Annotated in this window: 21 protein-coding genes; 9 read left to right on the forward strand and 12 right to left on the reverse strand. The window is 69.3% G+C overall.

The window, feature by feature from the left end; genetic code table 11:
- The first annotated feature begins 28 nt into the window (after positions 1-28).
- The 4 genes from AC57B5_RS02610 to AC57B5_RS02625 all read left to right on the forward strand — a co-directional run bounded on the left by AC57B5_RS02610 (position 29) and on the right by AC57B5_RS02625 (position 5,556).
- Positions 29-2,905, forward strand: a complete 2,877-nt coding sequence (locus AC57B5_RS02610) for a ligase-associated DNA damage response DEXH box helicase (RefSeq protein WP_496398643.1) — start codon at positions 29-31, stop codon at positions 2,903-2,905.
- A gap of 16 nt (positions 2,906-2,921) precedes the next feature.
- The gene (gene pdeM / locus AC57B5_RS02615) at positions 2,922-3,641 is read left to right on the forward strand and encodes a ligase-associated DNA damage response endonuclease PdeM (protein ID WP_496398644.1); all 720 of its coding nucleotides are present in this window, start codon (positions 2,922-2,924) and stop codon (positions 3,639-3,641) included.
- A 108-nt stretch (positions 3,642-3,749) separates the two neighbouring features.
- Positions 3,750-4,367 (forward strand): hypothetical protein, encoded by a 618-nt coding sequence (locus AC57B5_RS02620; protein ID WP_199135398.1) that lies wholly within the window; start codon positions 3,750-3,752, stop codon positions 4,365-4,367.
- 145 nt (positions 4,368-4,512) lie between these two features.
- On the forward strand, positions 4,513-5,556 hold the full coding sequence (locus AC57B5_RS02625) for a transporter (RefSeq protein WP_012204892.1): 1,044 nt from the start codon (positions 4,513-4,515) through the stop codon (positions 5,554-5,556).
- Positions 5,557-5,560: 4 nt separating this feature from the next.
- Here AC57B5_RS02625 and AC57B5_RS02630 read toward each other — a convergent pair whose 3' ends face one another.
- The 4 genes from AC57B5_RS02630 to AC57B5_RS02645 form a co-directional block, all read right to left on the reverse strand.
- A complete protein-coding gene (locus tag AC57B5_RS02630; protein WP_209800398.1) occupies positions 5,561-7,075 on the reverse strand; it encodes a tripartite tricarboxylate transporter permease in 1,515 nt (504 codons plus the stop codon).
- 27 nt (positions 7,076-7,102) lie between these two features.
- Positions 7,103-7,690 (reverse strand): tripartite tricarboxylate transporter TctB family protein, encoded by a 588-nt coding sequence (locus tag AC57B5_RS02635; RefSeq protein ID WP_496398645.1) that lies wholly within the window; start codon positions 7,688-7,690, stop codon positions 7,103-7,105.
- 11 nt (positions 7,691-7,701) lie between these two features.
- Positions 7,702-8,739 carry a Bug family tripartite tricarboxylate transporter substrate binding protein gene (locus AC57B5_RS02640; protein ID WP_239970867.1) on the reverse strand — a complete coding sequence of 346 codons (1,038 nt, stop codon included), beginning with the start codon at positions 8,737-8,739 and terminating at the stop codon, positions 7,702-7,704.
- A 105-nt stretch (positions 8,740-8,844) separates the two neighbouring features.
- Positions 8,845-10,086, reverse strand: coding sequence for a pyridoxal-phosphate-dependent aminotransferase family protein (locus AC57B5_RS02645; protein WP_496398646.1), 1,242 nt, complete (start codon positions 10,084-10,086; stop codon positions 8,845-8,847).
- Between the two features lie 158 nt (positions 10,087-10,244).
- Here AC57B5_RS02645 and AC57B5_RS02650 point away from each other — a divergent pair, with 158 nt between their 5' ends.
- The 3 genes from AC57B5_RS02650 to AC57B5_RS02660 are packed head-to-tail and all read left to right on the forward strand — an operon-like array spanning position 10,245 to position 14,497.
- Entirely contained in the window at positions 10,245-10,934 is a 690-nt protein-coding gene (locus tag AC57B5_RS02650; protein ID WP_012204897.1) for a GntR family transcriptional regulator, read from the forward strand.
- Between the two features lie 8 nt (positions 10,935-10,942).
- Positions 10,943-14,029, forward strand: coding sequence for an FAD-binding and (Fe-S)-binding domain-containing protein (locus tag AC57B5_RS02655; protein WP_496398647.1), 3,087 nt, complete (start codon positions 10,943-10,945; stop codon positions 14,027-14,029).
- Between the two features lie 48 nt (positions 14,030-14,077).
- Positions 14,078-14,497: a heme-binding protein gene (locus tag AC57B5_RS02660; RefSeq protein ID WP_496398648.1), complete on the forward strand. Its 420-nt coding sequence runs from the start codon at positions 14,078-14,080 to the stop codon at positions 14,495-14,497.
- Positions 14,498-14,509: 12 nt separating this feature from the next.
- On the opposite strand, the gene AC57B5_RS02665 is transcribed toward AC57B5_RS02660, so the two are convergent.
- The gene (locus AC57B5_RS02665) at positions 14,510-15,196 is read right to left on the reverse strand and encodes a GntR family transcriptional regulator (RefSeq protein WP_013802958.1); all 687 of its coding nucleotides are present in this window, start codon (positions 15,194-15,196) and stop codon (positions 14,510-14,512) included.
- 227 nt (positions 15,197-15,423) lie between these two features.
- Here AC57B5_RS02665 and AC57B5_RS02670 point away from each other — a divergent pair, with 227 nt between their 5' ends.
- Positions 15,424-16,374, forward strand: a complete 951-nt coding sequence (locus AC57B5_RS02670; protein WP_013802957.1) for a transglutaminase-like domain-containing protein — start codon at positions 15,424-15,426, stop codon at positions 16,372-16,374.
- A gap of 36 nt (positions 16,375-16,410) precedes the next feature.
- Here AC57B5_RS02670 and AC57B5_RS02675 read toward each other — a convergent pair whose 3' ends face one another.
- The 7 genes from AC57B5_RS02675 to msrB all read right to left on the reverse strand — a co-directional run bounded on the left by AC57B5_RS02675 (position 16,411) and on the right by msrB (position 25,094).
- Positions 16,411-18,570 (reverse strand): TonB-dependent siderophore receptor, encoded by a 2,160-nt coding sequence (locus AC57B5_RS02675; RefSeq protein WP_496398649.1) that lies wholly within the window; start codon positions 18,568-18,570, stop codon positions 16,411-16,413.
- 320 nt (positions 18,571-18,890) lie between these two features.
- Positions 18,891-19,577 (reverse strand): B3/B4 domain-containing protein, encoded by a 687-nt coding sequence (locus tag AC57B5_RS02680; protein WP_496398650.1) that lies wholly within the window; start codon positions 19,575-19,577, stop codon positions 18,891-18,893.
- 84 nt (positions 19,578-19,661) lie between these two features.
- On the reverse strand, positions 19,662-20,489 hold the full coding sequence (locus AC57B5_RS02685; RefSeq protein WP_319073006.1) for an AraC family transcriptional regulator: 828 nt from the start codon (positions 20,487-20,489) through the stop codon (positions 19,662-19,664).
- A gap of 13 nt (positions 20,490-20,502) precedes the next feature.
- Complete coding sequence (chrA, locus tag AC57B5_RS02690; protein WP_496398651.1) at positions 20,503-21,861, reverse strand: chromate efflux transporter; 1,359 nt, start codon at positions 21,859-21,861, stop codon at positions 20,503-20,505.
- A gap of 84 nt (positions 21,862-21,945) precedes the next feature.
- Positions 21,946-22,695, reverse strand: coding sequence for a peptide-methionine (S)-S-oxide reductase MsrA (gene msrA, locus AC57B5_RS02695; RefSeq protein ID WP_496398652.1), 750 nt, complete (start codon positions 22,693-22,695; stop codon positions 21,946-21,948).
- A 34-nt stretch (positions 22,696-22,729) separates the two neighbouring features.
- Positions 22,730-24,577: a cytochrome c biogenesis protein DipZ gene (locus AC57B5_RS02700; RefSeq protein ID WP_496398653.1), complete on the reverse strand. Its 1,848-nt coding sequence runs from the start codon at positions 24,575-24,577 to the stop codon at positions 22,730-22,732.
- Positions 24,578-24,593: 16 nt separating this feature from the next.
- On the reverse strand, positions 24,594-25,094 hold the full coding sequence (gene msrB, locus AC57B5_RS02705) for a peptide-methionine (R)-S-oxide reductase MsrB (RefSeq protein WP_496398654.1): 501 nt from the start codon (positions 25,092-25,094) through the stop codon (positions 24,594-24,596).
- A 168-nt stretch (positions 25,095-25,262) separates the two neighbouring features.
- Here msrB and AC57B5_RS02710 point away from each other — a divergent pair, with 168 nt between their 5' ends.
- On the forward strand, positions 25,263-25,979 hold the full coding sequence (locus tag AC57B5_RS02710; RefSeq protein ID WP_012204915.1) for a response regulator transcription factor: 717 nt from the start codon (positions 25,263-25,265) through the stop codon (positions 25,977-25,979).

Below are 25,979 nucleotides of genomic sequence, written 5' to 3' on the forward strand. Positions count from 1 at the left end.
CCGTGACCCACCCTTGACGCACCGCGCCATGGCCACCCGTTCCCCCCACCCCCTCGCCACCGCCTGGCTTGCCGCACGGGGCTGGAAGCCCTTTGCCTTCCAGCGCGCCGTGTGGAAGGCGCTGGCCCAGGGCCACAGCGGCCTGCTGCATGCCACCACGGGCGCAGGCAAGACCTATGCGGTCTGGCTGGGCGCCTTGCAGGCCTTTGCGCAGGCCTCCAAGGCGCCTGCCCAGGCCCCATCCAGCAGGAGAAAACCCGCCGCCGCGCCGCTGACGGTGCTGTGGATCACGCCCATGCGCGCCCTGGCGGCCGACACGCTCAAGGCGCTGCAGACGCCCTTGCAGGCGCTGGCCCAGGGCCATCCCGCGCTGGCGCGCTGGACCGTGGGCGCACGCACGGGCGATACGGGAAGCGCCGAGCGCAGCGCGCAGTCGCGCCAGCTGCCCACCGTGCTGGTCACCACGCCCGAGAGCCTGTCCCTGCTGCTGGCGCGGGCCGATGCGCGCGAGCTGCTGGGCTCCGTGCGCCTGGTGGTGGCCGATGAATGGCACGAGCTGCTGGGCAACAAGCGCGGCGTGCAACTGCAGCTGGCCCTGGCGCGGCTGCGCGGCTGGAGCCCGCAACTGAGCGTCTGGGGCATGTCGGCCACGCTGGGCAATCTGGACGAAGCCATGCAGACCCTGCTGGGCCTGGACGACGATGGCCAGCCGCGGCCCGGCGTCTTGGTCCAGGGCCAGGTGGACAAGCGCCTGGTGGTGGACACCTTGCTGCCCGACCGGCCCGAGCGCTTTTCCTGGGCCGGCCACCTGGGCCTGGCCATGCTGCCGGCCGTGGTGCGCGAGCTGGAGGCCACGGCAGGCTCCACCTTGGTCTTTGTGAATGTGCGCTCGCAGGCGGAGCTTTGGTACAAGGCGCTGCTGGAGGCCCGGCCCGACTGGGCCGGCCTGCTGGCCATACACCATGGCTCTCTGGACCGGGGTGTGCGCGAATGGGTGGAGGCCGGGCTCAAGGCCGGCACGCTCAAGGCCGTGGTCTGCACCAGCAGCCTGGACCTGGGCGTGGACTTCCTGCCCGTGGAGCGCGTGCTGCAGATCGGCTCGGCCAAGGGCATTGCACGGCTGCTGCAGCGCGCGGGCCGCTCGGGCCATGCGCCGGGCCGACCCTCGCGCATCACCCTGGTGCCCACGCACAGCCTGGAGCTGGTGGAGGCCGCCGCCGCCCGCGCCGCCGTGCGCGCGCAGCAGGTGGAAATGCGCGCCAGCCCCCGCCAGCCCGTGGACGTGCTGGTGCAGCACCTGGCCACCGTGGCCCTGGGCGGCGGCTTCGTGCCCGATGAGCTGTATGCCGAAGTGCGCCGCGCCGTCGCCTACGCCGGGCTGGCGCCTGCGGTCTGGCAGTGGTGCCTGGACTTCGTGCACCGCGGCGGCCCCTCGCTGGCCGCCTATCCCGACTACCAGCGCGTGCGGCCCGACGGGGAGGGCATCTGGCGCATGCCCGACGCGCGGCTGGCGCGCAGGCACCGCGCCAACATCGGCACCATCGTCAGCGACGCCAGCATGAGCGTGCAGATCCTGCACGGCGCGCGGCTGGGCAGCATGGAAGAGAGCTTTCTGTCGCGCCTGTCGCCCGGCGATGCCTTTGTCTTCGCGGGCCAGGTGCTGGAGCTGGTGCGCATCGAGGACATGACCGCCTACGTGCGCCGCGCCGCCAGAACGCGGCCCACCGTGCCGCGCTGGGCGGGCGCGCGCATGCCGCTGTCCACCGTGCTGGCCGACTTCGTGGTGCAGCAATTGGCGCTGGCGGCAGCGGGCGACTACCACTCGCCCGAGCTGCGCTGCGTGCGCCCCCTGCTGGAGGTGCAGCAGCGCTGGTCGGCCCTGCCCACGCCCGGCACGCTGCTGGCCGAAACCCTGCGCACGCGCGAAGGCTGGCATCTCTTCCTCTACCCCTTTGCGGGCCGCCATGCCCATACGGGGCTGGCCAGCCTGCTGGCCTGGCGTGCCGCGCAGGGCGAGACGGGCACCTTCTCCATCGCCGTCAACGACTACGGGCTGGAGCTGCTGAGCGCCACCGAGCGTGACTGGGCCGCCATGCTGCCCGAACTGCTGCGCGCCGAGCCGGCCCAGGCCGTGGCAGTGCCCGGGCGCGTGTCCGCCAGCCAGGCGGTCGCCACGCGCAACACCGCCAATGCCAACCGCCACTGGGACCAGGCCGCCGACGACGCCCACCTGACGGGCGATGACGCCCGCCACGCCCTGCTGCACGAAGTGCTGGCCAGCCTCAACGCCACCGAGATGGCAAGGCGGCGCTTCCGCGAGATAGCGCGGGTGTCCGGCCTGATCTTCCAGAGCCACCCGGGCGAGCGCCGCAGCGCGCGCCAGCTGCAGGCCTCGGCCCAGCTGTTCTTCGAGGTGTTTCGCAAGTACGACGACAGCAACCTGCTGCTGCGCCAGGCCGATGAGGAAGTGCTGAGCCAGGAACTCGATGTCGCCCAGCTGCTGGCCGCGCTGCGCCGCATGCAGGCGCAGCAGCTGGTAGTGAGCGCGCTGCGCCGGCCCAGCCCGTTTGCCTTTCCGCTGATGGTGGAGCGCTTTCGCGAAAAGCTCACCAACGAGCACCTGGCCGACCGCATCGCGCGCATGCTGGCCCAGCTGCACGAGGCGGCAGACGCCGGCGGGGCAGCCAGCGAGCCGCGCACGCAGGACCTGGTCCCGCCCGATCCACCGCTGCGTCCACGGAAAAAGCCCAAGGCAGACCAGCCCCCCGCCGTGGACGAGGATACGGCCGCCGTGCGCCGCACGCTGGATTTCTCGCTGCAGGCCACCGATGGCCCCGAGGCCGATGCCGCCAGCCACCGCCCGCGCCGCGTGCGCAAGCCCTCGCGGCCCTTGCCGCTGCTGTAGAACCATTGCACCGCTGATGAAAGGCCACGCACCGTTGCCAAGTCCTTTTTCCCCCGACGCCCTGGCCGGCAGCCTGGGCATCCTCCTGGCGGGCGAGCCCGTCCACCTGCTGGCCCAGCACGCCCTGTGGTGGCCCGCCCAGGGCACGCTGTTCATTGCCGACCTGCACCTGGGCAAGGCCGCCACCTTCCGCGCGCGCGGCATTCCCGTGCCGGCCGGCACCACCCAGGGCAACCTGGACAGGCTGTCGGCGCTGCTGCAGGGCCTGCCGGTGCGCCGGCTGGTCGTTCTGGGCGACTTCCTGCATGCCGCGCAGGCCCGCACGCCGTCCGTGCTGGCCGCCCTGGCCGACTGGCGACTCCGCCACGCGGCGCTGGAGGTGGTGCTGGTGCGTGGCAACCACGACAGCCATGCGGGCGACCCGCCGTCCGCGCTGGGCATCGGCGTGGTGGACGAGCCCTGGCGCCTGGGGCCATTCGCGGGCTGCCATTACCCGCAGGAGGCTCCTGCCTGCCATGTGCTGGCCGGCCATGTCCACCCCGCCGTCGTGCTGCGCGGCCCGGGGCGAGATGCGCTGCGCCTGCCGTGCTTTGCCGTCCATGCCGGCTTCACCCTGCTGCCGGCCTTCGGCCTGTTCACCGGCATGGCCAGCCTGCCGCCCGGTCCTGGCCTCCAGTGCTTTGCCGTGGGCGGCGGGCGGGTCTGGGCCGTTCCCGGTGGAGGGAGCGGGATGTAATCAGGCGTAATTTTCTGAAGGATCGTTGTTCCCTACAGTGCGCTTGCGCCCGCACGGCGGGGCAGCAGAAAGCGCCGCAGCGCTTTTTTGATCCATCAGGAGAGATGCATGGGCGTTCAACTCAACTTCGTCAATCAATCGAACGACGCAAACAACTCGCAGATCGTCATCTTCCAGAAAAACGTGGCCAGCGATTTCGAGGAACTGGCCGTGGCCTGGCGGGTCATCAAGTACTGCGGCCAAGGCGACAACCACCCATTCACCTTCCCGCTGGGCCTGCAGGTCGGTGCCAGCGACAGCTATGGCAACCACACGCCCCAGCTGGAGGCGCAGTTCGGCCAGCAGTTCCAGCTGTCCCTGAGCAGCAGCGGCGATCGCCTGGCGCCCGCAGGCTATGGCGCAAGCTCCAACGAAGTGCAGGTGCTCAACTCGCTGCCCCGGGGCGCCATCAATGCCAGTTGCTACAAGGACGGCCGGCTGCTGGCCGTCAAGACCGCGATTGCCCCCCAGCAAAAGGCCGTGTTCGAATTCAAGCCCACCATCTGGATCGGCGTGGTCTCGCAGATCGAGCAGGGCCAGGTCATGAACTCGGCCATCCTGAGCGACATCAACACCGAGATCTCCCTGCTGGGCATCTCGCGCGCCGACATCGTGATGCGAGGCGGCGGTGCGGGCGCCGGGTCCACGCCGTTGTCGTTCACGCTGGAGAATGTCGTGATGTGCTGAGGCCTGCCCCGCACCCCCGACTGGGGGGCAGGCACTTCGGATGACGACTCCGTGACAGTTGTCACACCTCTGTCATGGAGGCGGCCAAGAATCCCGCACTTGTCCGGCCCGCGCAGGCCACTCCCCGCAGGTGCCCCACCCATCCATGACTGACGCAGCCTCCCCCCTGGCCCAGGCCAATGAAGACGCAGGCCTGATCTGCGGCTGGCGGTTTTTCTGCGACACGCAGCGGCGTGTGGAGGCCATGACGGCGCAGTCGGCCGCGCAGTGGCTGGGCGCAGAGCGTCCGCTCACCGAGCCCGGCCGGCGCGACTTCCTGTGGCTGCACTTCAACCTGGCCAATACCCAGTCCCTGCGCTGGCTGCAGCGCCACGCCGCGCTGCCCGAAGTCTTCTACACCACGCTGCGCGAGGGCCTGGCCTCCACGCGCATCGAGCGCTCCGATGACTCCCTGGTCGCCGTGCTCAACGATGTGAATTTCGAGTTCAACTTCGAGTCGGCCGACATCGCCACGCTGTGGATCTGCCTGGACGAGCGCCTGGTCGTCACCGCGCGCACCCAGCCGCTGCGCTCGGTCGACGCGCTGCGTGCCGGCGTGCGCCAGGGCGACAGCCCCGCCAGCACCGCCGAGCTGCTGGAACACCTGATGCGCACCCAGGCCGACGTGCTGGTCAAGGTGGTGCGCGAGACCACGGCGCGCGTGGACGACATCGAAGACGCCATCATCGCGCAGCGCTACCACCATCCGCGCGCCCACCTGGGCCGGCTGCGCCGGCTGCTGGTGCGCCTGCAGCGCCTGCTGGCGCCCGAGCCCGCCGCGCTGTTCCGCCTGCTGCAGCAGCCCCCCGCCTGGATGGGCGAGGACGACCGCCGCGGCCTGGCCGCCGCCAGCGAGGAGTTCTCGCTCATGCTGCGCGACATGCAGACCCTGCAGGACCGCATCAAGCTGCTGCAGGAAGAAGTGGCCGCCGCCGTGAACGAGGACAACAGCAACAGCCTCTTCGTGCTGACCGTGGTCACCGTGCTTGCCCTGCCCATCAACATCCTGGCCGGCCTGTTCGGCATGAACGTGGGCGGCATACCGCTGGCAGAGCACGAGCACGGCTTCTGGATCGTGGTGTCCATCGTGATCGCCTTCACCGTCATCGCCGCCTGGCTGGCGTTTCGCAAGAAGCGGTACAGGGATTAGCGTCTCAGGCCGCCACAGCCCTTGCCCTCGCCCCGAACGCCACCGCCCGCAACTTGCCCAGCAGCGGCCACACCAGCATCAGCAGGGCCAGCGTGGTGATGGTGCCCGACAGGCCGTTGTGCCAGAAGATGCCCAGCTCGCCCTGGCTGGAGAGCATGCTCTGGCGGAAGGCGTCTTCCATGCGGTCGCCCAGCACGATGGCCAGCACCATGGGCGCCAGCGGGTAGTCGAGCTTCTTGAAGACATAGCCGACCACGCCGAAGACCAGCATGAGCCAGATGTCCGTGGCGTTGCCGTGCACGGTGAAGGCGCCGATGGCGCAGACCATGAGGATCATGGGCGCGACGATGGAAAACGGCACGCGCAGGATGGCGGCGAACAGCGGCACGGTGGCCATGACGATGACCAGGCCGGCGATGTTGCCCAGGTACATGCTGGCGATCAGGCCCCAGACGAAGTCCTTTTGCTCGGTGAACAGCAGCGGGCCGGGCTGCAGCCCCCAGATCATCAGCCCGCCCAGCAGCACGGCCGCCGTGGCCGAGCCCGGAATGCCCAGGGCCAGCATCGGCAGCAGGGCCGAGGTGCCGGCCGCGTGGGCGGCGGTCTCGGGGGCGAGCACGCCTTCGGGGTTGCCCTTGCCGAAGCTGTCGGGGTCGCGCGAGAACTTCTTGGCCAGCCCGTAGCCCATGAAGCTGGCCGCCACGGCGCCGCCGGGCGTCACGCCCATCCAGCAGCCCACCAGGGCCGAGCGCAGCATGGTCAGCCAGTAGCGCGGCAGCCGGGCCCAGGTCCTGAACACCACCTTGAGGTCGATGGAGGCCTTCTTGCCCTTGAAGGCCAGGCCTTCCTCGATGGTCATCAGGATCTCGCTGATGCCGAACAGGCCGATCACCACCACCAGGAAATCAAAGCCGCGCAGCAGCTCGGTGGAGCCGAAGGTCATGCGCAGGTCGCCCGAGATGGTGTCCATGCCCACGGCCGCCAGCAGCAGGCCCACGGCCATGGCGGCCACGATCTTGGCCTTGGGCTCCTTGCCCATGCCGATGAAGGAGCAGAACGTCAGGAAGAAGACCGCAAAGAACTCCGGCGGCCCGAACTGCAGCGCGAACGAGGCCACGACCGGCGCCAGGAAGGTGATCAGCATCACGCCCGAGATGGCGCCGATGAACGAGCCCGTGAAGGCCGTGGTCAGCGCCGCCCCGGCGTGGCCCTGCTGGGCCATGGGATAGCCGTCGAAGGTGGTGGCCACCGACCAGGCCTCGCCCGGGATGTTGAACAGCACCGAGGTGATGGCGCCGCCGAACAGCGCCCCCCAGTAGATGCACGACAGCAGGATGATGGCCGAGGTCGGCGACATGCCGAAGGTCAGCGGCAGCAGGATGGCCACGCCGTTGGGGCCGCCCAGGCCCGGCAGCACGCCGACCACGATGCCCAACAGGATGCCCGTGAGCATCAGCCCCGTGTTCTGCCAGGTGGTGACGGCCGCGAAGCCGTGCGCAAGGTATTGGAGTTCGTCCATGGTGTTGCTCCGTGGCGGCGACAGGGGTCAATAGCCGAGCCAGGCTTCAAGCGGACCCTTGGGCAGGGGCACCTTGAACTGGATCTCGAAGACGTAGAACAGCAGCACGCTGGTGAAGCCCGACAGTGCCACGGCCTTCCACCAGGGATAGCGGCCCGCAAACACCATGAAGCCCGTGATGAACAGCACCGAGGCCGCGTAGATGCCCAGCGGCGCGATCACGGCGATGTAGGCCGTCAGCGGCAGCAGCACCTGGGCCACGCGCCTGAGCTGCAGCCAGCTGGCGAACTGCTCCTGGCTGCGGCTGCGCAGCGCCTGCACGAAGACGGCGATGGCGCAGATGCCCAGCACGGCGCCCACGCGCAGCGGGAAGTAGCCGGCCTGCGGGCCGGTGTCGCTCCAGCCCGCGCCAATGCGCTGGTTGTCCCAGACCACGAGCACGGCCAGCGCCAGCAGCACGGCGGCCACGCCGTACTCCACATGGCGGCGGGACAGGCCGGGGGCCTGGGCTTCGGTGGCGGGGATGGATTCGGTGGCCGCGCTGGCGGGCTGGCCCGGGGCTGCTGCTGCCGCTGCATTGGAGGAGGGCGGGGCAAGGTGGATGGCGGTGTCCATGGCGCGGCTCCTCACTTGGCGGCGGCGGCCACGCTGGCCGACAGGAAGCCGGCCTTCTTCATGATGTCGAGGTGGCGCGTCTCGTCCTTGGCCAGGAAGTCCACGAAGGCCTGCCCCGTCATGTACTCGGGCTTGAGCGCGTTTTTCTCCAGGTACTCCTTCCACTCGGGCGTGGCCACCACCTTTTGCATCACGCCTGCATAGAACTGCGCCTGCTCGGGCGTGGTGCCGGGCGGCAGGAAGAAGCCGCGCAGCATGGTGTATTGCACATCCAGGCCCTGCTCCCTGCAGGTGGGGATGTCCGACAGCGCCTGGCTGCCCGTGACCTTGGCCGTGTACTCGATGCGCTGCGTGTCGAACACGCACAGCGCCCGCACCTGGCCCGCGCGCCACTGCGCCATGGACTCGCTGGGGTTGTTGACGTTGGAGTCGATGTGCTTGCCCACCAGCTGGGTGCTGGCCTCGCCGCCGCCCTTGTAGGGGATGTAGGTGAACTTCACGCCGGCGGCCTGTTCCATGTTGGCGGTGATGATCTGGTCCTCGCGCTTGGAACTGGTGCCGCCCATCTTGAACTTGCCGCCGGCCTGCCGCGCTGCGGCCAGGTAGTCGGCGGGCGTCTGGTAGCCGGTCTCGGCATTGACCCAGAGCACGAACTGGTCCTGGGCAATCATGGCCACGGGATTCAGGTCGCGCCACTGGAAGGGCAGGGCCGTGGCCATGGGCAGGGTGAAGATGGCCGTGGAGGCCACCAGCAGCTTGTGCGGGTCGCGCGCCGAGGCCTTGACATCCAGAATGCCCTCGGCGCCGGAGGCGCCCGCCTTGTTGAGGATGACCACGGGCTGCTCGATCAGCTTGTGTTTGGTGACGATGGCCTGGATCACGCGTGCCATCTGGTCCGAGGCGCCACCGGCCGAGAACGGCACGACGAGTTCGACGGACTTGGCGGGCTTCCACTGCGCCCAGGCGGCAGGGGCTGAGAGGGCGCAGAGGGCGGTGGCGGCGAGGGTGGCGACGGCAGTTGCCGCCAGGCGGTTGCGGGGCGATGTCATGTCTCTTGTCTCCTGTTATTTCCTGGTATTGGTGCAATCCACGATCAAGGGGGCGAGCCATGTGCTCCGGCTCTGCCAAGGGTTTTCGGCGCGGGGCCGATGGGTTCAGGCGGCCTTGCGCAGCGCACCGGCTGCGGCGTGGGCAGCGAAGTAGTCCATGGACGCCTGCACGCCGCTGCCGGCCAGCCGGATGCCGGACAGCTTCAGGCCCATCTCCACGCCCGCCACCATGGCCAGCAGCGTCAGGTCGTTGCTGTCGCCCAGGTGGCCCATGCGGAACATGCGGCCCTTGAGCTTGCCCAGGCCCGCACCCAGCGACAGGTCGAAGCGCGTGTGGATCAGGCGGCGCAGGGCGTCGGCATCCGCGCCTTCGGGCGTGATCACGCCGGTGAGCACGGGCGAGTAGACCTGCGGATCGGCGCACTGGATGGGCAGGCCCCAGGCCTGGACGGCGGCGCGCACGCCGGCCGCCCAGCGCTGGTGGCGCGCAAACACCGTGTCCAGCCCTTCGGCCAGCAGCATGTCCAGCGATTCGGACAGGGCGTACAGCAGGTTGGTGTTGGGCGTGTAGGGCCAGTAGCCGGTCTGGTTCATCTCCACGATCTCGTCCCAGGCCCAGAACGATTTGGGCAGCTTGGCGCTTTTGGCGGCCTCCAGCGCGCGTGGCGACAGCGCGTTGAAGCTGATGCCGGGCGGCAGCATCAGGCCCTTTTGCGAGCCGCTGATGGTCACATCCACGCCCCATTCGTCATGGCGGTAGTCGGCACTGGCCAGGCCCGAGATGGTGTCCACCAGCAGCAGGGCCGGGTGGCCCGCCGCGTCGATGGCCCGGCGCACGGCGGCGATGTCGGAGGTCACGCCCGTGGAGGTCTCGTTGTGCACCACGCACACGGCGCGGATCCGGCGCTCCGTGTCCTTGCGCAGCCGCGCCTCGATCAGCCCGGCCTGCACGCCATGGCGCCAGCCCGGCGCCTGGGGCAGGTGCTCGTCGCTGCCGCCATAGGACAGGAATTCGGTGGACAGGCCCAGGCGCGTGGCCATCTTCTGCCACAGCGAGGCGAAGTGGCCGGTCTCGAACATCAGCACATGGTCGCCAGGGCTGAGCGTGTTGATCAGGGCCGCCTCCCAGGCGCCCGTGCCGGAGGCCGGATAGATCACCACCGGATGCCGGGTCTTGAAGACCTGCTGGATGCCGGCCAGCACCTTGAGGCCGAGCTGGCCGAACTCCGGCCCCCGGTGGTCGATGGTGGGCAGGCTCATGGCCCGCAGGATGCGGTCGGGAACCGGGCTGGGGCCGGGGATCTGGAGGAAGTGGCGGCCCGTGGGATGGTTGTCGAGCGTGAGCATGGTGCGTCCTTTTCAAGGAAATGCCAGGTCGGTCTGCGGGGGAGGGTGTTTGCGAATTTTTGCATTCAAAATTCATAAATGCCTTGGTGATAACCATGAATGCCTTGAGAAATGCTTGCGTAAAAATGAATGCAAAATTCATTCGACCAGGAGAATCCATGGCGGAGATCATCGAGATTTCGCGGCTTGCCCTGCACGACCAGGTAGCGGCGCGGCTGCGCACCTGGCTGGTGGAGGGGCGCATACCGCCCGGTGCCAAGCTCAACGAGCGCGCGCTGTGCGAGCAGTTGCGCGTCTCGCGCACGCCGCTGCGCGAGGCCATCAAGCTGCTGGCCTCCGAAGGGCTGGTGGACCTGGTGCCCAACCGCGGCGCCGTGGCCGTGCGCCTGGGCGAGGCCGATGTGCTGCAGACCTTCGAGGTGCTGGCGGGGCTGGAGGGCATGTCGGGCGAGCTGGCCGCGCAGCGCATCAGCGAGCAGCAACTGGCCGAGGTGCGGGCCCTGCACTTCGAGATGCTGGCCAGCCATGCGCGCCAGGACCTGTCCGGCTACTACCGGCTCAATGCGCTGATCCACTCGGCCATCAACCGCGCCGCCGCCAACCCCGTGCTGGCCGAGACCTATGGCCGCATCAACGCCCGCGTGCAGTCGCTGCGCTTTCGCACCAACCAGGACGCGGCCAAGTGGAAGCGCGCCGTCCAGGAGCACGAACGCATGCTGGAGGCGCTGCAGGCGCGCGATGCCGCCGCGCTGCGCCAGGTGCTGGTGGCCCACCTGGAGCACAAGCGCGACACCGTCATCGCCCTGCTCAAGGCAGGCCAGATCTACCCACGAACCATGAACGAATGAGAGCCGCCATGCTGATGGAATCCACGCACCGCCTTGCCGCTTCCCCCGACGACACCGTGCCCGGCCCCGGCACCGTGCTGCCGCCCGACGATGTCAGCCAGATGCTGGCGCGCCGCCTGCGCTCGGACACGCGCGGCCAGGTCCTGTTCGACGCCGCCTCGCGCGGGCGCTATGCCACCGATGCCTCCATCTACCAGATCATGCCGGTGGGCGTCTTCGTGCCCACCTGCGAAGAAGACATCGCCACGGCCCTGCAGATCGCCCGCGAGCTGAAGGTGCCCGTGCTGCCGCGCGGCGGCGGCACCAGCCAGTGCGGGCAGACCACGGGCGCGGCCCTGGTGATCGACAACAGCAAGCATTTGCGCAACATCCTCTCGGTGGACCCCGATGCAGGCATTGCCGAGGTCGAGCCCGGCCTGGTGCTGGACCACCTCAACGCCCGGCTCAAGAAGCTCGGCCTGTGGTATCCGGTGGACGTATCGACCAGCGCCCAGGCCACGCTGGGCGGCATGGCGGGCAACAACTCCTGCGGCTCGCGCTCCATTGCCTACGGCAACATGGTGCACAACGTGCGCGGTGCCCGCGCCTGGATGGCCGATGGCGAGCTGCTGGACTTCGGCCCCGTCGCCCAGGCCACGGGCCGCGCGGCGCGCATTGCGCAGTTCGTGCACGGGCTGGCGCAACAGCATCGCGAGGACATTCACGCCCACTGGCCCAAGGTCATGCGCCGCGTGGCGGGCTACAACCTCGACATCTTCGACAACCAGAGCGAGCGGCCCTACACGGCCGACGGCAGCGTCAACCTGGCCCATCTGCTGATAGGCGCCGAGGGCACGCTGGCCTACACGCGCTCGCTCACCCTGCAGCTCAGCGCGCTGCCACGTGCCAAGGTGCTGGGGGTGGTGAACTTTCCCACCTTCCACGCGGCCATGGACTCGGCCCAGCACATCGTGAAGCTGGGCCCCACGGCCGTGGAGCTGGTGGACCGCACCATGATCGAACTGGGCCTGGCCAACCCGGCCTTCAAGCCCACCATAGAGACCGCACTCATCGGCCGCCCGGCTGCCATCTTGCTGGTGGAATTCGCCGGCGACGACCGCGCCGCGCTGCTGGCGCGGCTGCGCCAGCTGGTGGAACTCATGGGCGAGCTGGGCCTGCCCGGCAGCGTGGTGGAAATGCCCGAGGAAGCGGCCCAGAAAAACCTCTGGGAAGTGCGCAAGGCGGGGCTGAACATCATGATGAGCCTCAAGGGCGACGGCAAGCCCGTGAGCTTCATCGAGGACTGCGCCGTGCCGCTGCAGCACCTGGCCGAGTACACCGATGCGCTCACCGAAGTGTTCGCGCGCCATGGCAGCCGGGGCACCTGGTACGCCCATGCCTCCGTGGGCACGCTGCATGTGCGGCCCATCCTGGACATGCGCACCGACGGCGCGGCGCGCATGCGCGCCATTGCCGAGGAAGCGGCCGAACTGGTGCGCAAATACAAGGGCGCCTTCAGCGGCGAGCACGGCGACGGGCTGTGCCGCGGCGAGTGGATTGCCTGGCAGTTCGGGCCCGCCATCACCGAGGCCCTGCGCGCCATCAAGCAACACTTCGACCCGGACAGCCTCTTCAACCCCGGCAAGATCATCGATACGCCCAAGATGGACGATGGCCGGCTGTTCCGCTTTGCGCCCGCCGATACGCCCCGGCCCTACCGGCGCATTCCCATCACGCCCGTGCTCGACTGGTCTGCCTGGAACGTGCAGGCCGACCCGGTCACCGAAGTCACCACGGCGCCCGGCACGGGCGGCGACGTCACCGGCGGCTTTGCCAAGGCCGTGGAGATGTGCAACAACAACGGCCACTGCCGCAAGTTCGACGCCGGCACCATGTGCCCCAGCTACCGCGTCACGCGCGACGAGCAGCACCTGACGCGCGGCCGTGCCAACACCCTGCGCCTGGCCATCTCGGGCCAACTGGGGCCTGACGCCTTCACCAGCGAGGCCCTGCACGACACCATGGACCTGTGCGTGGGCTGCAAGGGCTGCAGGCGCGACTGCCCCACGGGCGTGGACATGGCCCGCATGAAGGTGGAATTCCTGGCCCACTACAAGGCCCGCCATGGCCACACGCTCAAGGACCGGCTGGTCGCCCATCTGCCGCGCTACGCCGCCACGGCCAGCCGCATGCCCTGGCTGCTGAACCTGCGCAACCGCCTGCCCGTGCTGCGCCAACTGGGCGAAAAATTGCTGGGCCTTTCCGCCAGGCGCTCGCTGCCGGCCTGGCGCAACGACACCTTCTGGCGCGCGCCCGAAGCACATACCTTTCTTGACCGCAACCAGGCCCTGGCCCGCGCGGCGGCCGGCGAGCGCGTGGCCGTGCTCTTCGTGGACACCTTCAACGGCACCTTCGAGAGCGAAAACGCCCTGGCCGCCGCCCGCGTGCTGCAGGCGGCCGGCTATGCGCTGCACACCGCCAGCAAGTCCGCCAAAGAAGGCGGCGGCCACCACTGCTGCGGCCGCACCTACCTGGCCACCGGCATGGTCGAGCAGGCCAAGGCCAGCGCCGGTGCGCTGATCAACGCCCTGGCGCCCTTGGCCCGCGCCGGCATCCCCATCGTCGGCCTGGAGCCCTCCTGCCTGCTGACCCTGCGCGACGAAGCCCTGGTCATGGGCCTGGGCGAGCCTGCGCAGGCCGTTGCCGCCCAGGCCCTGCTGTTCGAGGAATTCATTTCCCGTGAAGTGAAGGCCGGCCGCTTCGCGCTGCCGCTGCGCGCCGCCGAGGCGCCCATCCTCGTGCACGGCCATTGCCACCAGAAGGCCTTTGGCGCCGTCAGCCCCATCCTCGACGTGCTGCGGCTGATTCCCGGCGCCCAGCCCGAGCTCATCGAAAGCTCCTGCTGCGGCATGGCCGGCAGCTTCGGCTACGAGGCCAGCCACCACCAGGTCTCCATGGACATGGCCGAGGCGGCCCTGCTGCCGGCCATCCGCCAGCGCCCCGAGGCCATCGTCGTGGCCGACGGCACCAGCTGCCGCCACCAGATCGCCGACGGCGCGGCGCGCGAAGCTGTGCATGTGGCGCGGCTGCTGGAAAGCCTGCTGGACGCCCGCTGACTGCCCGCTGACCGCCATCCTCCCTACCGCACAAGACAAGGCACTCCCATGAAGCACAAGCCCTGCCTGGACCTCCAGGACATCAAGACCATCGCCCAGGCCGCCGAGGCGCATGCCACGGCGCGCGGCTGGGCCGTCTGCATCGCCATCGCCGATGACGGCGGCCACCTGCTGTGGCTGCAGCGCCTGGACGGCGCGGCGCCGGCCTCGGCCCACATCGCACCGGCCAAGGCCCACGCCGCAGCACTGGGCCGCAAGGAAAGCCGGCTCTATGAGGAAATGATCAATGGCGGCCGTACCGCCTACCTGAGCGTGCCCGCGCTGCAGGGCCTGCTGGAAGGCGGCGTGCCCATCACCAGTGAGGGCCACTGCCTGGGCGCCGTGGGTGTCAGCGGGGTGAAGCCGGCCGAGGATGCGGAGGTGGCGCGGGCGGGGATTGCGGCGCTGGGGGCCGCGCCGCAGCGGTAGAGGCCCTTGGATTCAGCGCGACTTGCGCGGCTGCAGGGCCTCGGCACGCAGCATGGCCAGCACGGCATCGCGCTTGTGGTGCAGGTGGGTGACCAGCAGCTCGCGCAGGGCCGTGGCGTCGCGTGCGCCCAGGGCCTCGATCATGGCCTCGTGCTCCTTGACGGCCTGCTTCCACTTGGCCGTGTCCAGGTTGGTGCGAAAGCGCAGCGACTGCACGCGGTTGTTGATGCGCTGGAAGGTCTCCGTCAGCACGGGGTTCTTGGCAGCGCTGTTCAGGGCCGCGTGGATGGCGGCGTTGAGCCGGTAGTAGGCGGACACGTCGGCGCGCGCCACGCTGGCCATCATCTCGTAGTGCAGGGCGCGGATCTCGGCGAATTCCTGGTCGGTGATGCGCTGCGCGGCCAGTTCGCCCGACAGGCCCTCGATGCCGGCCAGCACCTCGAAGGCGTGCATGACATCGGCCTCGCTCAGCTTGACGGCAATGGCGCCGCGGTTGGGCAGCAGGTCGGCCAGGCCTTCTGCGGCCAGCAGCTTGATGGCCTCGCGCAGCGGCGTGCGCGAGACGCCGAGCTGCTCGCACAGCTCGCGCTCGTTGAGCTTGGCTCCCGGGGCGATGCGCCCCTCGATGAGCATGGACCGCAAACGGTCCGCCACCTGCTCGTGCAGCGCCGCCCGCGATATCTCGATGATCTCCGCCATCTAGCGGTCTCCTTGGCTGTTCCTGGCTGGTGGATGCCCCCGCCACAGGCATTGCGCCATGCGGGGCGGCGCCGATGTTAGCCGAGTTTGCACCCCAGGCGGGCCTCCTGCCCGGCGCACGCGCTGTCCCTGCCAAGCACTACAGGCTTTTCAGCAGGGGCCTACGGCCTGCGGGCGTGGCTGCCCGCACCATGGTGGCGATCAGACACACCAACCAGGGACAAACAATGGCCAACGCAGCGATCCGGCTGCAGATCCAGGTGGATCTTGCTTATGACATCCGCGATCCGGCCGGGGCCGATTTCGTGTTCAACATCCATGCGGCCCACACCTCGCACCAGACGGTGGAGAACGAGCGTCTGGTGCTCAGCCAGCCCGTGGAGCCCGACATTGCCACCGAGCCCGCCACCTCCACCCGCTTCATGCGCCTGCATGCCAACCCAGGCCCACTGCACCTGACCTACACGGCCACCGTCTGCATCGCGCACCACCGCGAGGATCCGGCGGCGCTGGGCGAGGTTCCGGTGCGCTGCATCCCGCTGGAGGTCCTGCCGTACATCTACCCCAGCCGCTACTGCCAGTCCGACCGGCTGATGCAGCTGGCCTTCCGCAATTTCGGCCAACTGGCGCCCGGCTATTCGCGCGTGCTGGCCATACAGCAGTGGGTGCAGGAGTTGGTGACCTTCGCTTCTGCCACCAGCAACTCGTCCACCTCGGCCGTCGATACCCTGGTGGAGCAGGTGGGCGTGTGCCGCGATTTCACGCACCTGATGATCGCCCTGTGCCGTGCGCTGAACATTCCCGCCCGCATTGCCACCGGCACGGACTACGGCGCCGATCCTGCACTGGGCCCGCCCGATTTCCATGCCTACGTGGAAGCCTACCTGGGCGACAGGTGGTACCTGTTCGATGCGTCGGGCACGGCCATTCCCATGGGCTTCATGCGCTTTGGCACGGGCCGTGACGCGGCCGACGTGGCCTTTGCCACCATCTTCGGCAACGTGGTGGCCATGGCCCCCATGATCCAGACACAGGCCCTGGAAGACGAGCACAGCCAGCTGCCCCGGCTGTGCAGCGAGGCGCTGTCGACCACCGCGCCTTCGCCCGCCGTGCTGTCGGGCTGCGCATCGTTTGGCAGCACGGCGGACCGAAGGAGCTTCAGGCAGCTGCCTGCCTGAGCTGCCTGCGCTGTGAAAGGCGCACGGCGGCGGTCCTCAGAAGCGGTGAGTTCCCGTCACCGCAAAGGTGCGCCGCTGGCCGTAGAAGCAGTCGCCGCGTGCCAGGCACTGCGTGATCTGCACCTTGTCGGTCAGGTTGACCACGTTGAAGGCCAGGCGCCATGGGCCTGCGTCATAGGACACCATGGCATCCAGCAGGGTGGCCGAAGGCGTGTCCACCAGGCTGGTGCCCGTCCACTGCGAACCCGTGTAGCGCACGCCTGCACCCAGGCTCCAGCCGCCGCGTCCTTCGCTGGCAAAGCGGTGGGTCAGCCAGGCCGATGCCGTGTGGCGCGGCACGCTGGTCACGCGCTGGCCCTGGTCGCCGCCATTGCTGCGCGAGATGACGGCGTCGGTGTACGCATAGGCGAGCGTGGCGTCCCAGTGGCGCGCCAGGCTGGCGGTGAGCTCGGCCTCGAAGCCGTTGACCTTGACCTCGCCGATCTGCAGGCTGTTGAGCGGGTTGGCCGGGTCGGTGGTCTTGCGGTTCTTCTCGCGCAGCGTGTAGACGGCGGCAAAGGCCGACAGGCCCTGGCCCGGTGGCTGCCATTTCACGCCGGCTTCCCATTGCTCGCCGCGCTGCGCCTTGTAGGGCGTGCCGTAGACATCCACGCCGCCCAGCGGCTGGAAGGACTCGGAGTAGCCCAGGTAGGGCGCCCAGCCTCCGTCCATCTGGTAGGTGGCGCCTGCGCGCTTGGTCCAGGCCTTCTCGTCCACGGCGGAGGCGGGCCGGCCTTCGGTATCGGTCTGCGCGCTGTCGTGGCGCAGGCCCAGGGTGGCGGTCCAGCGGCCCCACTTGATCTGGTCCTGGGCGTAGAAGCCCAATTGCTTTTGCGACACGCCCGGCTGGCGCACCAGCTGCGAGGCCGTGGGCGGCGTGAAATTGCCGTAGACGGGGTTGTAGACGTCAAACGGCGCGGTCAGGCCGCGCCAGGTGGACTGGCTGGTGCTGTTGCGCTGCGCATCCATGCCGGCCAGCACGGTGTGCTCGGCCGTGCCCCAGCGCAGCCGGCCTTCGAGCTGCGTGTCGATCACCAGCATGCGCCCGCCGTTGACCTGCCAGGAGGCATCGCGGTAGACGCTGCGGTTGTCGGGGTTGAAGACCGGGCGCGCAGGGCGGCCCTGGCCGGGGATGGCGGTGAAGCTGGTGTAGATGGAGCGGTAGTCCACGTCGCTGATGGTGCGGCGCAGGTTCTGGCGCACGGTCCAGTCCGCGTTCAGGCGGTGGCTGAACAGGTAGCCCCAGGATTTGTTCTCTGTGTCGAACGAGTCCCAGCCGGGCTCGCCGATGAAGGTGCTGGTGGGAATCTGGCCGTAGGGGCTGGGCAGGCGCGTGCCCTGCCAGGGGAAGAAGCCGATCAGCGAGCCGCTCTTGTCCTTCTGGTAGAGCGCCTGCAGCGTGAGCGAGGTATCGGCGCTGGGCCGCCAGGTCAGGCTGGGCGCGATCACCAGGCGGTCGTCGTTCACATGGTCCACCTGGGTGCCGCTTTCCCGGCCCACGGCCACCAGGCGGTACAGCCACTGGCCGTCTTCGGTGACGGCGCCGGTCAGGTCGGTGGCGATCTGCTTGCGCCCGTAGCTGCCCATCTGCACCTGCACCTCGCGCAGCGCCTCGGCCTGCGGGCGCTTGCTGGTCAGATTGAGCACGCCGCCCACGCTGCCCTGGCCGTAGAGCACGGAAGAGGGGCCGCGCAGGAACTCCACGCGTTCCAGCGTGTAGGGGTCGGGGCGGCTGGTGTTGTAGGTGCCGTAGGTGCGCAGCAGCCCGTCCTGGTACTGGCTCACGCTGCCGCCGCGTGCCGAGAAGCTGTCCACCCGGCTGTCGAAATAGTTGGACACCACGCCCGCGCTGTAGGCCGTGGTCTGGCGCAGCGTCTGCACGCCCTGCGCCTCGAACTGGTCGCGCGTGACCACGCTGATGGCCTGGGGCGTCTCGATCAGCGGCGTGTCGGTCTTGGTGGCCGAGATGGCGCGCTTTGCGGTGAAGCCCACCACGGCTCCGGTGGGATTTTCCTTCTCGGTGCCTGCGTTCACGGTGACCGGGGCGAGCGTGGCCTCGGGAGCGTTTTCAGGCTGGGCCTGCGCGTGGGCGGCGCCGCACAGGGCAAGCAGGGCGGCATGCGCAACTGCCGTGCGCGAGAGTCTTTGGATAAGCATGGTCAATGGTCGAGAGCTGGGAAACCTGTGCCGTGGGGCGTGCTCTGGGTGCGTCGGCGCTGCTGCCGGCCTGTGGCCAGCGGCGCAGCCTGTCATGGCGGGTGCGGATTCTAGAATGACAATGAGAATGATTGCTTTTTCTTTTCATTTGTATGTAGCATGCAACGCATTGGTATCATTTTGATAGCAACAAAGCATGTCTTGAAGAGATCTGCGAGTCGATGTGCAGGGCGGTGCGATACGCGTGCGGTCTTGCTTGCGGGAAGTCCGCGCAGCGTGTTAGCCCCTTTCACGCCGGGGCGCCAACGGCCCCGGTCGCCTCAGGCCAGGGCGGCCTGCGAGGGGTTGCTTCGGTGTGAAACGGCCTCGGGCCACAGCCGCCCGGCCGCCGATTGCAATGCTTCCACCAGCTGCCGCGTATCCGCCTTGCCCGTGGCGTGCAGCGCTTCGGTCACGATCAGCGCGTTGACTGTGGATTCGCGCACTGCCGAGTGGCCGCTTTGGCGGTTGCACCAGCGCCGGGCGTGGGCGCGGCCAGCGGTGTCGGCGAAGATGATTTCGCCGGGCTCGGGATATTCGATCTCGCCCGAGAAGGTCTCGTAGACCTCGCTGCCGGTTGCGGGGCGCACCTGCAGGCAGCCGCTGATGCGGTCCAGGTCGAAGACGGCCACGGGAATGGCAAAGGCCACCGAGGCCGCATTGCACAGGTCCACCAGCGGATGCAGGCCCAGCAGATCTCCTTCCTTGCGCAAGCGGCGCAGCAGGGCCTCGGCGGCGCAGCGGTATTGCGTGGGCTTGAGGCCCATCCTGGCAAAGCCGCGCCGCCAGGCCTGAATGGATGGCATCTCGCTTTCCGGGGTGCAGGCCAGGTTCTGCCTGGCCTGTGCCATGAAGGGGGCGATCACGGCGTGTGCGGGCACGTCGGGTGACAGGCCGCGCAGCAGCAAGGTCTGCGAGGCCAGTTCAGGAAAGTCGCGGGAGATGGCGGGTGAGTAGGAGAACTGCAAGATCAGGCCTTGTGAGTGGAGAGGGGGTGTGATCTCCATCCTCGCCAGGCCGGTTTGCGTGGTCTTGAAGGAAATTGCAGCGCGTCACGCAGCGCAGGCCTTGGCTGCCCTGGCGTAGAAGCCGGGCGCCATGCCGAAACTGCGCACGAACAGGCGCGTCATATGGCTCTGGTCGGCAAAGCCGCTGTGCGCGGCGGCCTCGGCCAGCGGCATGCCGACGGCGATGAGCCTGCGCGCCTGGTGCAGGCGCCGCTGCAGCAGATAGGCATGGGGCGTCATTCCCGTGGCGCGCGCAAAGGCACGCAGGAACTGGTAGCGGCTCAGGCCCGCCTCGTGGGCCAGGGCGCCCAGGGTCAGCGGTGCACCGGGATCGTCGTCCATCCGGGCGCGGGCCAGTGTGATGGGGGCCGGTGCGCGGGGCGCCGGGGCAGGGCGCTGCAGCATGCCGCCCAGCAGTTGCAGCAGGGCTTCGTCCAGGTCCAGGGCGTCCGTTGCCTCGCCGCTGCCGGTCATCCTGCGGTACAGAGCCTGAAAACACGCGGCCAGGCGCGGGTCGCGCACGGCGGGCTGGCTGAACTCGAAGCCGGTCGCTGGCCCTGCGCCATCCATGTCCGCCATGAGCCCGGCCACGACCGAGGGCTCCAGGTAGAGCATGCGCCAGGCGCGACCGCCATCGCCCAGGGGCATGCCGTCATGCAACTCGCCGGGGTTGACCATGATGAGGTCGCCAGCCCCGGCCTCGTACAGACCTCGCCCGCTGGCGGATTTCTGCGCGCCACGCTCGATCAAGCCGATCCCGTACTGCTCGTGGGCGTGCCGCCCAAAGTGCCTCGCCGTGTCGGCGGCCACGGCCTCCACGCCTGCGGTGCGGCAGCGCAGCCAACTGAAATGCCCATCCGTGGTCGATACCATGCCGCAGCCTTTCCTATCCAACCTGGCGCGCCAGCGTGATCGCCAGGCCGGCCAGCCCCGCGCCCACCACCACGGGGATCACGCCCACCTTCCAGCGCAGCAGCGCGGCCGCGGCAGCCAGGCCCAGCAGTGCGGACGGCCAGTCGAAGGGACCCGCCCAGCCCTGCGGCCACAGCACGTGCCAGGCAAAGAACACGGCCAGGTTGGCAATGACGCCCACCACGGCGGCCGTGATGCCCGTCAGCGGCGCGGTGAAGCCCAGCCTGCCATGGGTGGACTCGATGAAGGGGCCGCCCAGCAGGATGAAGGCGAAGGACGGCAAAAAGGTGAAGAAGGTCACGACCAGGGCGGCGGCGGCGCCGGCCGGCAGCAGCGCATCGGGGCCGAACACCTGCGTGCTCCAGCCGCCCAGGAACCCCACGAAGGACACCACCATGATCAGCGGCCCCGGCGTGGTCTCGCCCAGGGCCAGCCCGTCCATCATCTGCGTGGCCGTGAGCCAGTGGTAGTGGTCCACGGCGCCCTGGTAGAGGTAGGGCAGCACGGCGTAGGCGCCGCCAAAGGTCAGCAGCGCCGCCTTGGTGAAGAACCAGCCCATCTGGGTGAGCGCGCCCTGCCAGCCGAAGGCGGCGGCCAGCAGGCCCAGCGCCAGCGCCCACAGCCCCAGGCTGGCCGCCAGCACCTGGCTGAAAAAGCGCCAGCTGAACCGTGCATGGGCCGGTGTGGGCGTGTCATCGTCGATGACGGCCGGGCCGTTGCTGCCCCCGCGCGGGCCGTGCCCGCCCGCAGGGGCGAAGTGGCGCGGCGCCAGCCTGCCCCCCAGGTAGCCCAGTGCGCCGGCCGCCAGCACGATCAGCGGAAACGGCAGCTTCAGCGCGAAGATGGCCACGAAGGCCGCAGCGGCAATGCCCCACAGCCAGCCGTTGCGCAGGGTGCGCGAGCCCACGCGCCAGGCCGCCTGCACCACCAGCGCCGTCACGGCCGGCTTGATGCCATAGAAGATGCCGGCAACGGCCGGCACATGGCCGAAGGCCACATAGATCCAGGACAGGGCGATGAGCAGCAAAAGCGAAGGCAGCACGAACAGCCCGCCGGCCACGATGCCGCCCCAGGTGCGGTGCAGCAGCCAGCCGATGTAGGTGGCCAGCTGCTGCGCCTCGGGGCCGGGCAGCAGCATGCAGTAGTTGAGCGCATGCAGGAAGCGCCCCTCCGAGATCCAGCGCCGCCGCTCCACCAGGTCCTCATGCATGATGGCGATCTGCCCGGCCGGCCCGCCAAAGCTGATGCAGCCCAGCTTCAGCCAGTAGCGCAGGGCTTCGGCGCGGGTGGGCGGGAGGGGGGCTGCGGGTGCATCAAGCGAACTGGGAGGCATGCCGCAAATGTCTCATACGGCAGCCGCCGCCGACGCCTGCAGGCACCTGGACCGCACCCGCACCGCACCCGTGCTGCGCAGACGCTACATCTGCCGGGCGGCCTGCTTGACCAGCACCGGCTCGGCGCGGTAGCTGCCCGGGAACAGCTGCTTGAGCTGCTCCACCTTGGGCAGGTCGTTGATGACGATGTAGGGATGGCGCGGGTTCTCGGTCATGAAGTCCTGGTGGTAGTTCTCGGCCGGGAAGAAGCTGGGCTTGTCCTCCAGCCGGGTCACGATGGGCTTGCCGAAGACCTTGGCCGCGTCCAGCTGGGCCACATAGGCCTGGGCGGTCTTGAGCTGCGCGGCGTCGGTGGCGAAGATGGCCGAGCGGTACTGCGTGCCCGTGTCCGGCCCCTGGCGGTTGAGCTGGGTCGGGTCATGGGCCACGGAAAAGTAGATCTGCAGCAGCTGCCCGTAGCTGACCTGGGCCGGGTCATAGGTGACCTCGACCGACTCCGCATGCCCGGTGCGTCCGCTGCTCACCGCCGAATACGAGGCCTGGGCCGCCGTGCCGCCGCTGTAGCCCGAGACGGCGCGCTGCACGCCCTTGACATGCTGGAACACGCCTTGCACGCCCCAGAAGCAGCCGCCCGCAAAGATGGCTTTCTGCGGCCCCTGGCCCGTGGCGGGCGCATCCTGCGCGGGTGGTGGAATGCGCACGGCCTGCTCGGCCGCCTGCAGGTTGCTGCCCTGCCACAGCAGGGCGCCGCCCAGCAGCACGGCGCTGCCGGTCAGCAGTTGGAGAAGGCCGCGGCGGCGGGGTGCGGTGGCGAGGGTGGAATCGTTGATCATGGTGTCTCTCCGGTGAAAGTGAAGTGGCCAGGGATCAGCCAAAGGTGAAGGCATAGGCGGAGATGCCGGGGTCCAGGAATTCGATGCTGAAGGTGCGCTCGGCTGCGCCGCCGTCCTGGCGCACCAGTTGGTACAGGCGCTGCTCGGTCACGCTGCCGCTGCCGTCGGCGGCCACGTCCATGCCGCGCGAGGCGCCGGGCGCCTTGCCGTCGATCAGCACCTTGAAGCGCACGGGCTTGCCATCGCTGCCGGGTCCCAGCACCAGGTGCAGGTCGCGTGCCTGGAAGCGGTAGGTGATGCGGCCGGTGGCGCCGTCCAGCGTGGCGCTTTCCGGGCCCACCGTCCATTGGCCGCTCAGGCCCCAGGCGTTCAGCGGCAGGCGCTCGGGCGTGGCATAGGCGGTGGCCTGGTCGTGCACGGCGGCAGGCGTGGCGGCAAATTGCTCGGCGCGCTCATAGCCCAGGTAGGTTTCGTGCGAGCGCACGGCTGCCATGTCGGCTGCCTGCTGCACGCCCTGGGCCTGCACGTCGATCAGGCCCTGGTCCACCTGCTTCGATCCGGCTTCCTGCAGCAGTTGCTGGATCACGCGCTCGGACTCGGCATAGCCGCCTTCGCCAAAGTGGTGGTGACGGATGCGGCCCTGGGCATCGATGAAGTAGTGCGCCGGCCAGTACTGGTTGTTGAAGGCGCGCCAGATCTTGTAGCCGTTGTCCACGGCCACGGGGTAGCTGATGCCCAGGTCCTTGATGGCCTTTTCCACGTTGGACAGCTTGCGTTCGAAGGCGAACTCCGGCGCATGCACGCCCACCACCACCAGGCCCTGGTCGCGGTATTTCTCGGCCCAGGCCTTCACATAGGGCAGGGTGCGCAGGCAGTTGATGCAGGAATAGGTCCAGAAATCCACCAGCACCACCTTGCCGCGCAGTTGTTCGGCCGTCAGCGGGGTGGAGTTGAGCCAGTCGGTGGCGCCGTCCAGCGCAGGTGCCAGCCCTTCGTCCGGCAGGGCGGCGCGGGACGGGCCGCCGGCCAAGCGCATGGCGCCGCCTGCGGCCATCATGGCCGGGCGAGCACCCGAACCCTGGCCCGAGCCCTCACCCCTGTCCACGGCGGCCATCATTGCGGGACCGGCCTGCATGGCCATGGCGCCACCCTCGGGCCTGCCGCTCAGGCGGTCCACCAGCCTTTGCTCCAGGCCGCCGGTGGAGGCCGTGGACACTTGCGCCAGCACGCCCGTGTCCAGCCCCAGCGCAATCGCGCCCACGCCGGCCAGCATGGCTGCACCCAGCCCGCGCCGCACCCATTCGCCCGCGCCCAGCATGCGCTTGAGCGCCGCAAACACCTTGCCGCCCAGCAGCAGGGCCGCCGCCATGGAAGTGGCCGCACCGGCCGCATAGGCCAGCAGCAGCAGGCTGGAGGTGGTGTTGGCGCCCTGCAGTGCGGCGCCCGTGAGGATCAGGCCCAGGATGGGGCCTGCGCAGGGCGCCCACAGCAGGCCCGTGGCCACGCCCAGCAGCAGCGAGGCGCCGGGGCGGGCGCCGCCGTCCGTGCCCTGGGCACGCTCGGAAAGGCGCGAGCCCGCCGCCACCAGCGGCCGCGTCAGCCGCTCGGACAGGCCGGGCCACAGCAGGGTCAGCGCAAACACGGCGACCAGGCCCAGGGCCAGCCAGCGGCCGTATTCATTGGCGGCCACCACCCAGCCGCCGCCCACGGCGGCCAGCGAGGCCACCAGGGCGAAGGTCAGCGCCATGCCCGCCAGCAGCGGCAGGCCGCTTTTGGCGAAGGGCTGGTCGGCGCGTGCAAAGACGAAGGGCAGCACTGGCAGGATGCAGGGGCTGACGATGGTCAGCACCCCGCCCAGATAGGCCAGGACGATCAGCAGCATGGCGTGGCTCCCGGGTTCAGGCAGGCTGGGGCGTGAACGTCAGCGACAGGCCGTTCATGCAGTAGCGCAGGCCGGTGGGCTTGGGGCCGTCGTCGAAGACATGGCCCAGGTGGCCGCCGCAGCGGCGGCAATGCACCTCGGTGCGCAGCATGCCGTAGGCGCGGTCCTGGCGCGTGGCCACGGCCTTGTCCAGCGGCTGCCAGAAGCTGGGCCAGCCCGTGCCAATGTCGAACTTGGTCTTGGACGAGAACAGCGGCAGCGCGCATCCCGCGCAGGCAAAGGTGCCGGCGCGGTGCTCCTTGTTCAGGGGGCTGGTGCCGGCGCGCTCCGTGCCTTCCTTGCGCAGGATCTGGTACTGCTCGGGCGTGAGCCGGGCACGCCACTCGGCGTCGCTGTAGCTCACCTCGAAGATTTCGCTGGAGGCGGCGGCCGGTGCGCGGCGCGGGAACAGGCTGGCCGCCAGCACGGCGGTGGTGCCGGCGCCTGCAGTCCACAGAAGATGGCGTCTGGTGGTCATGGTGTGCTCCTGAAGGTTCTTTGCGTCTGAAAACGATGCGATGCCAGTCAGGTTAGGGCGGCGGCCTCCCGAAGTCTTCACGCAGAGTTCAAAGATTCGTGATAACTCCCGGCCCCGGTATTGCGCACAATGGCAGCCACTCCCGCCACTTCCAGGAAACCGCATCCGATGACCGCCACGCGCCGCGTACTTCTCGTCGAGGACGACGCCCATATCGCCGACCTGCTCACGCTGCACCTGCGCGACGAAGGCCTGGAAGTCATGCACTGCGCGCGTGGCGACGATGGCCTGCGCCAACTGGAGCGCGGCGGCTGGGACGCGCTGGTGCTGGACATCATGCTCCCCGGCGTGGATGGCCTGGAGATCTGCCGCCGCGCCCGCGCCATGGCGCGCTACACGCCCATCATCATCATCAGCGCGCGCTCCAGCGAGGTGCAGCGCATCCTGGGCCTGGAGATCGGCGCCGACGACTACCTGGCCAAGCCGTTTTCCGTGCTGGAGCTGGTGGCGCGCGTCAAGGCGCTGCTGCGCCGCGTGGAGGCGCTGGCCCAGAATGCCCGGCTGGAGTCCGGCAGCCTGACCATTGCCGGCCTGGCCATGGACCCCGTGGCGCGCGATGCCCGGCTTCATGGTGCCCGGCTGGACCTGACCCCGCGCGAGTTCGATCTGCTGTATTTTTTTGCGCGCCAGCCCGGCAAGGTGTTCTCGCGCATGGACCTGCTCAACGCCGTCTGGGGCTACCAGCACGAAGGCTACGAGCACACCGTCAACACCCACATCAACCGCCTGCGCGCCAAGATCGAGGCCGACCCGGCCCAGCCCGCGCGCATCCTCACTGTCTGGGGGCGCGGCTACAAGTTCGCCGAGGCGGGGGAGGGCGCCTGA

The sequence above is a fragment of the Delftia sp. BGA-UO-ETr-SB1 genome (assembly GCF_059567865.1).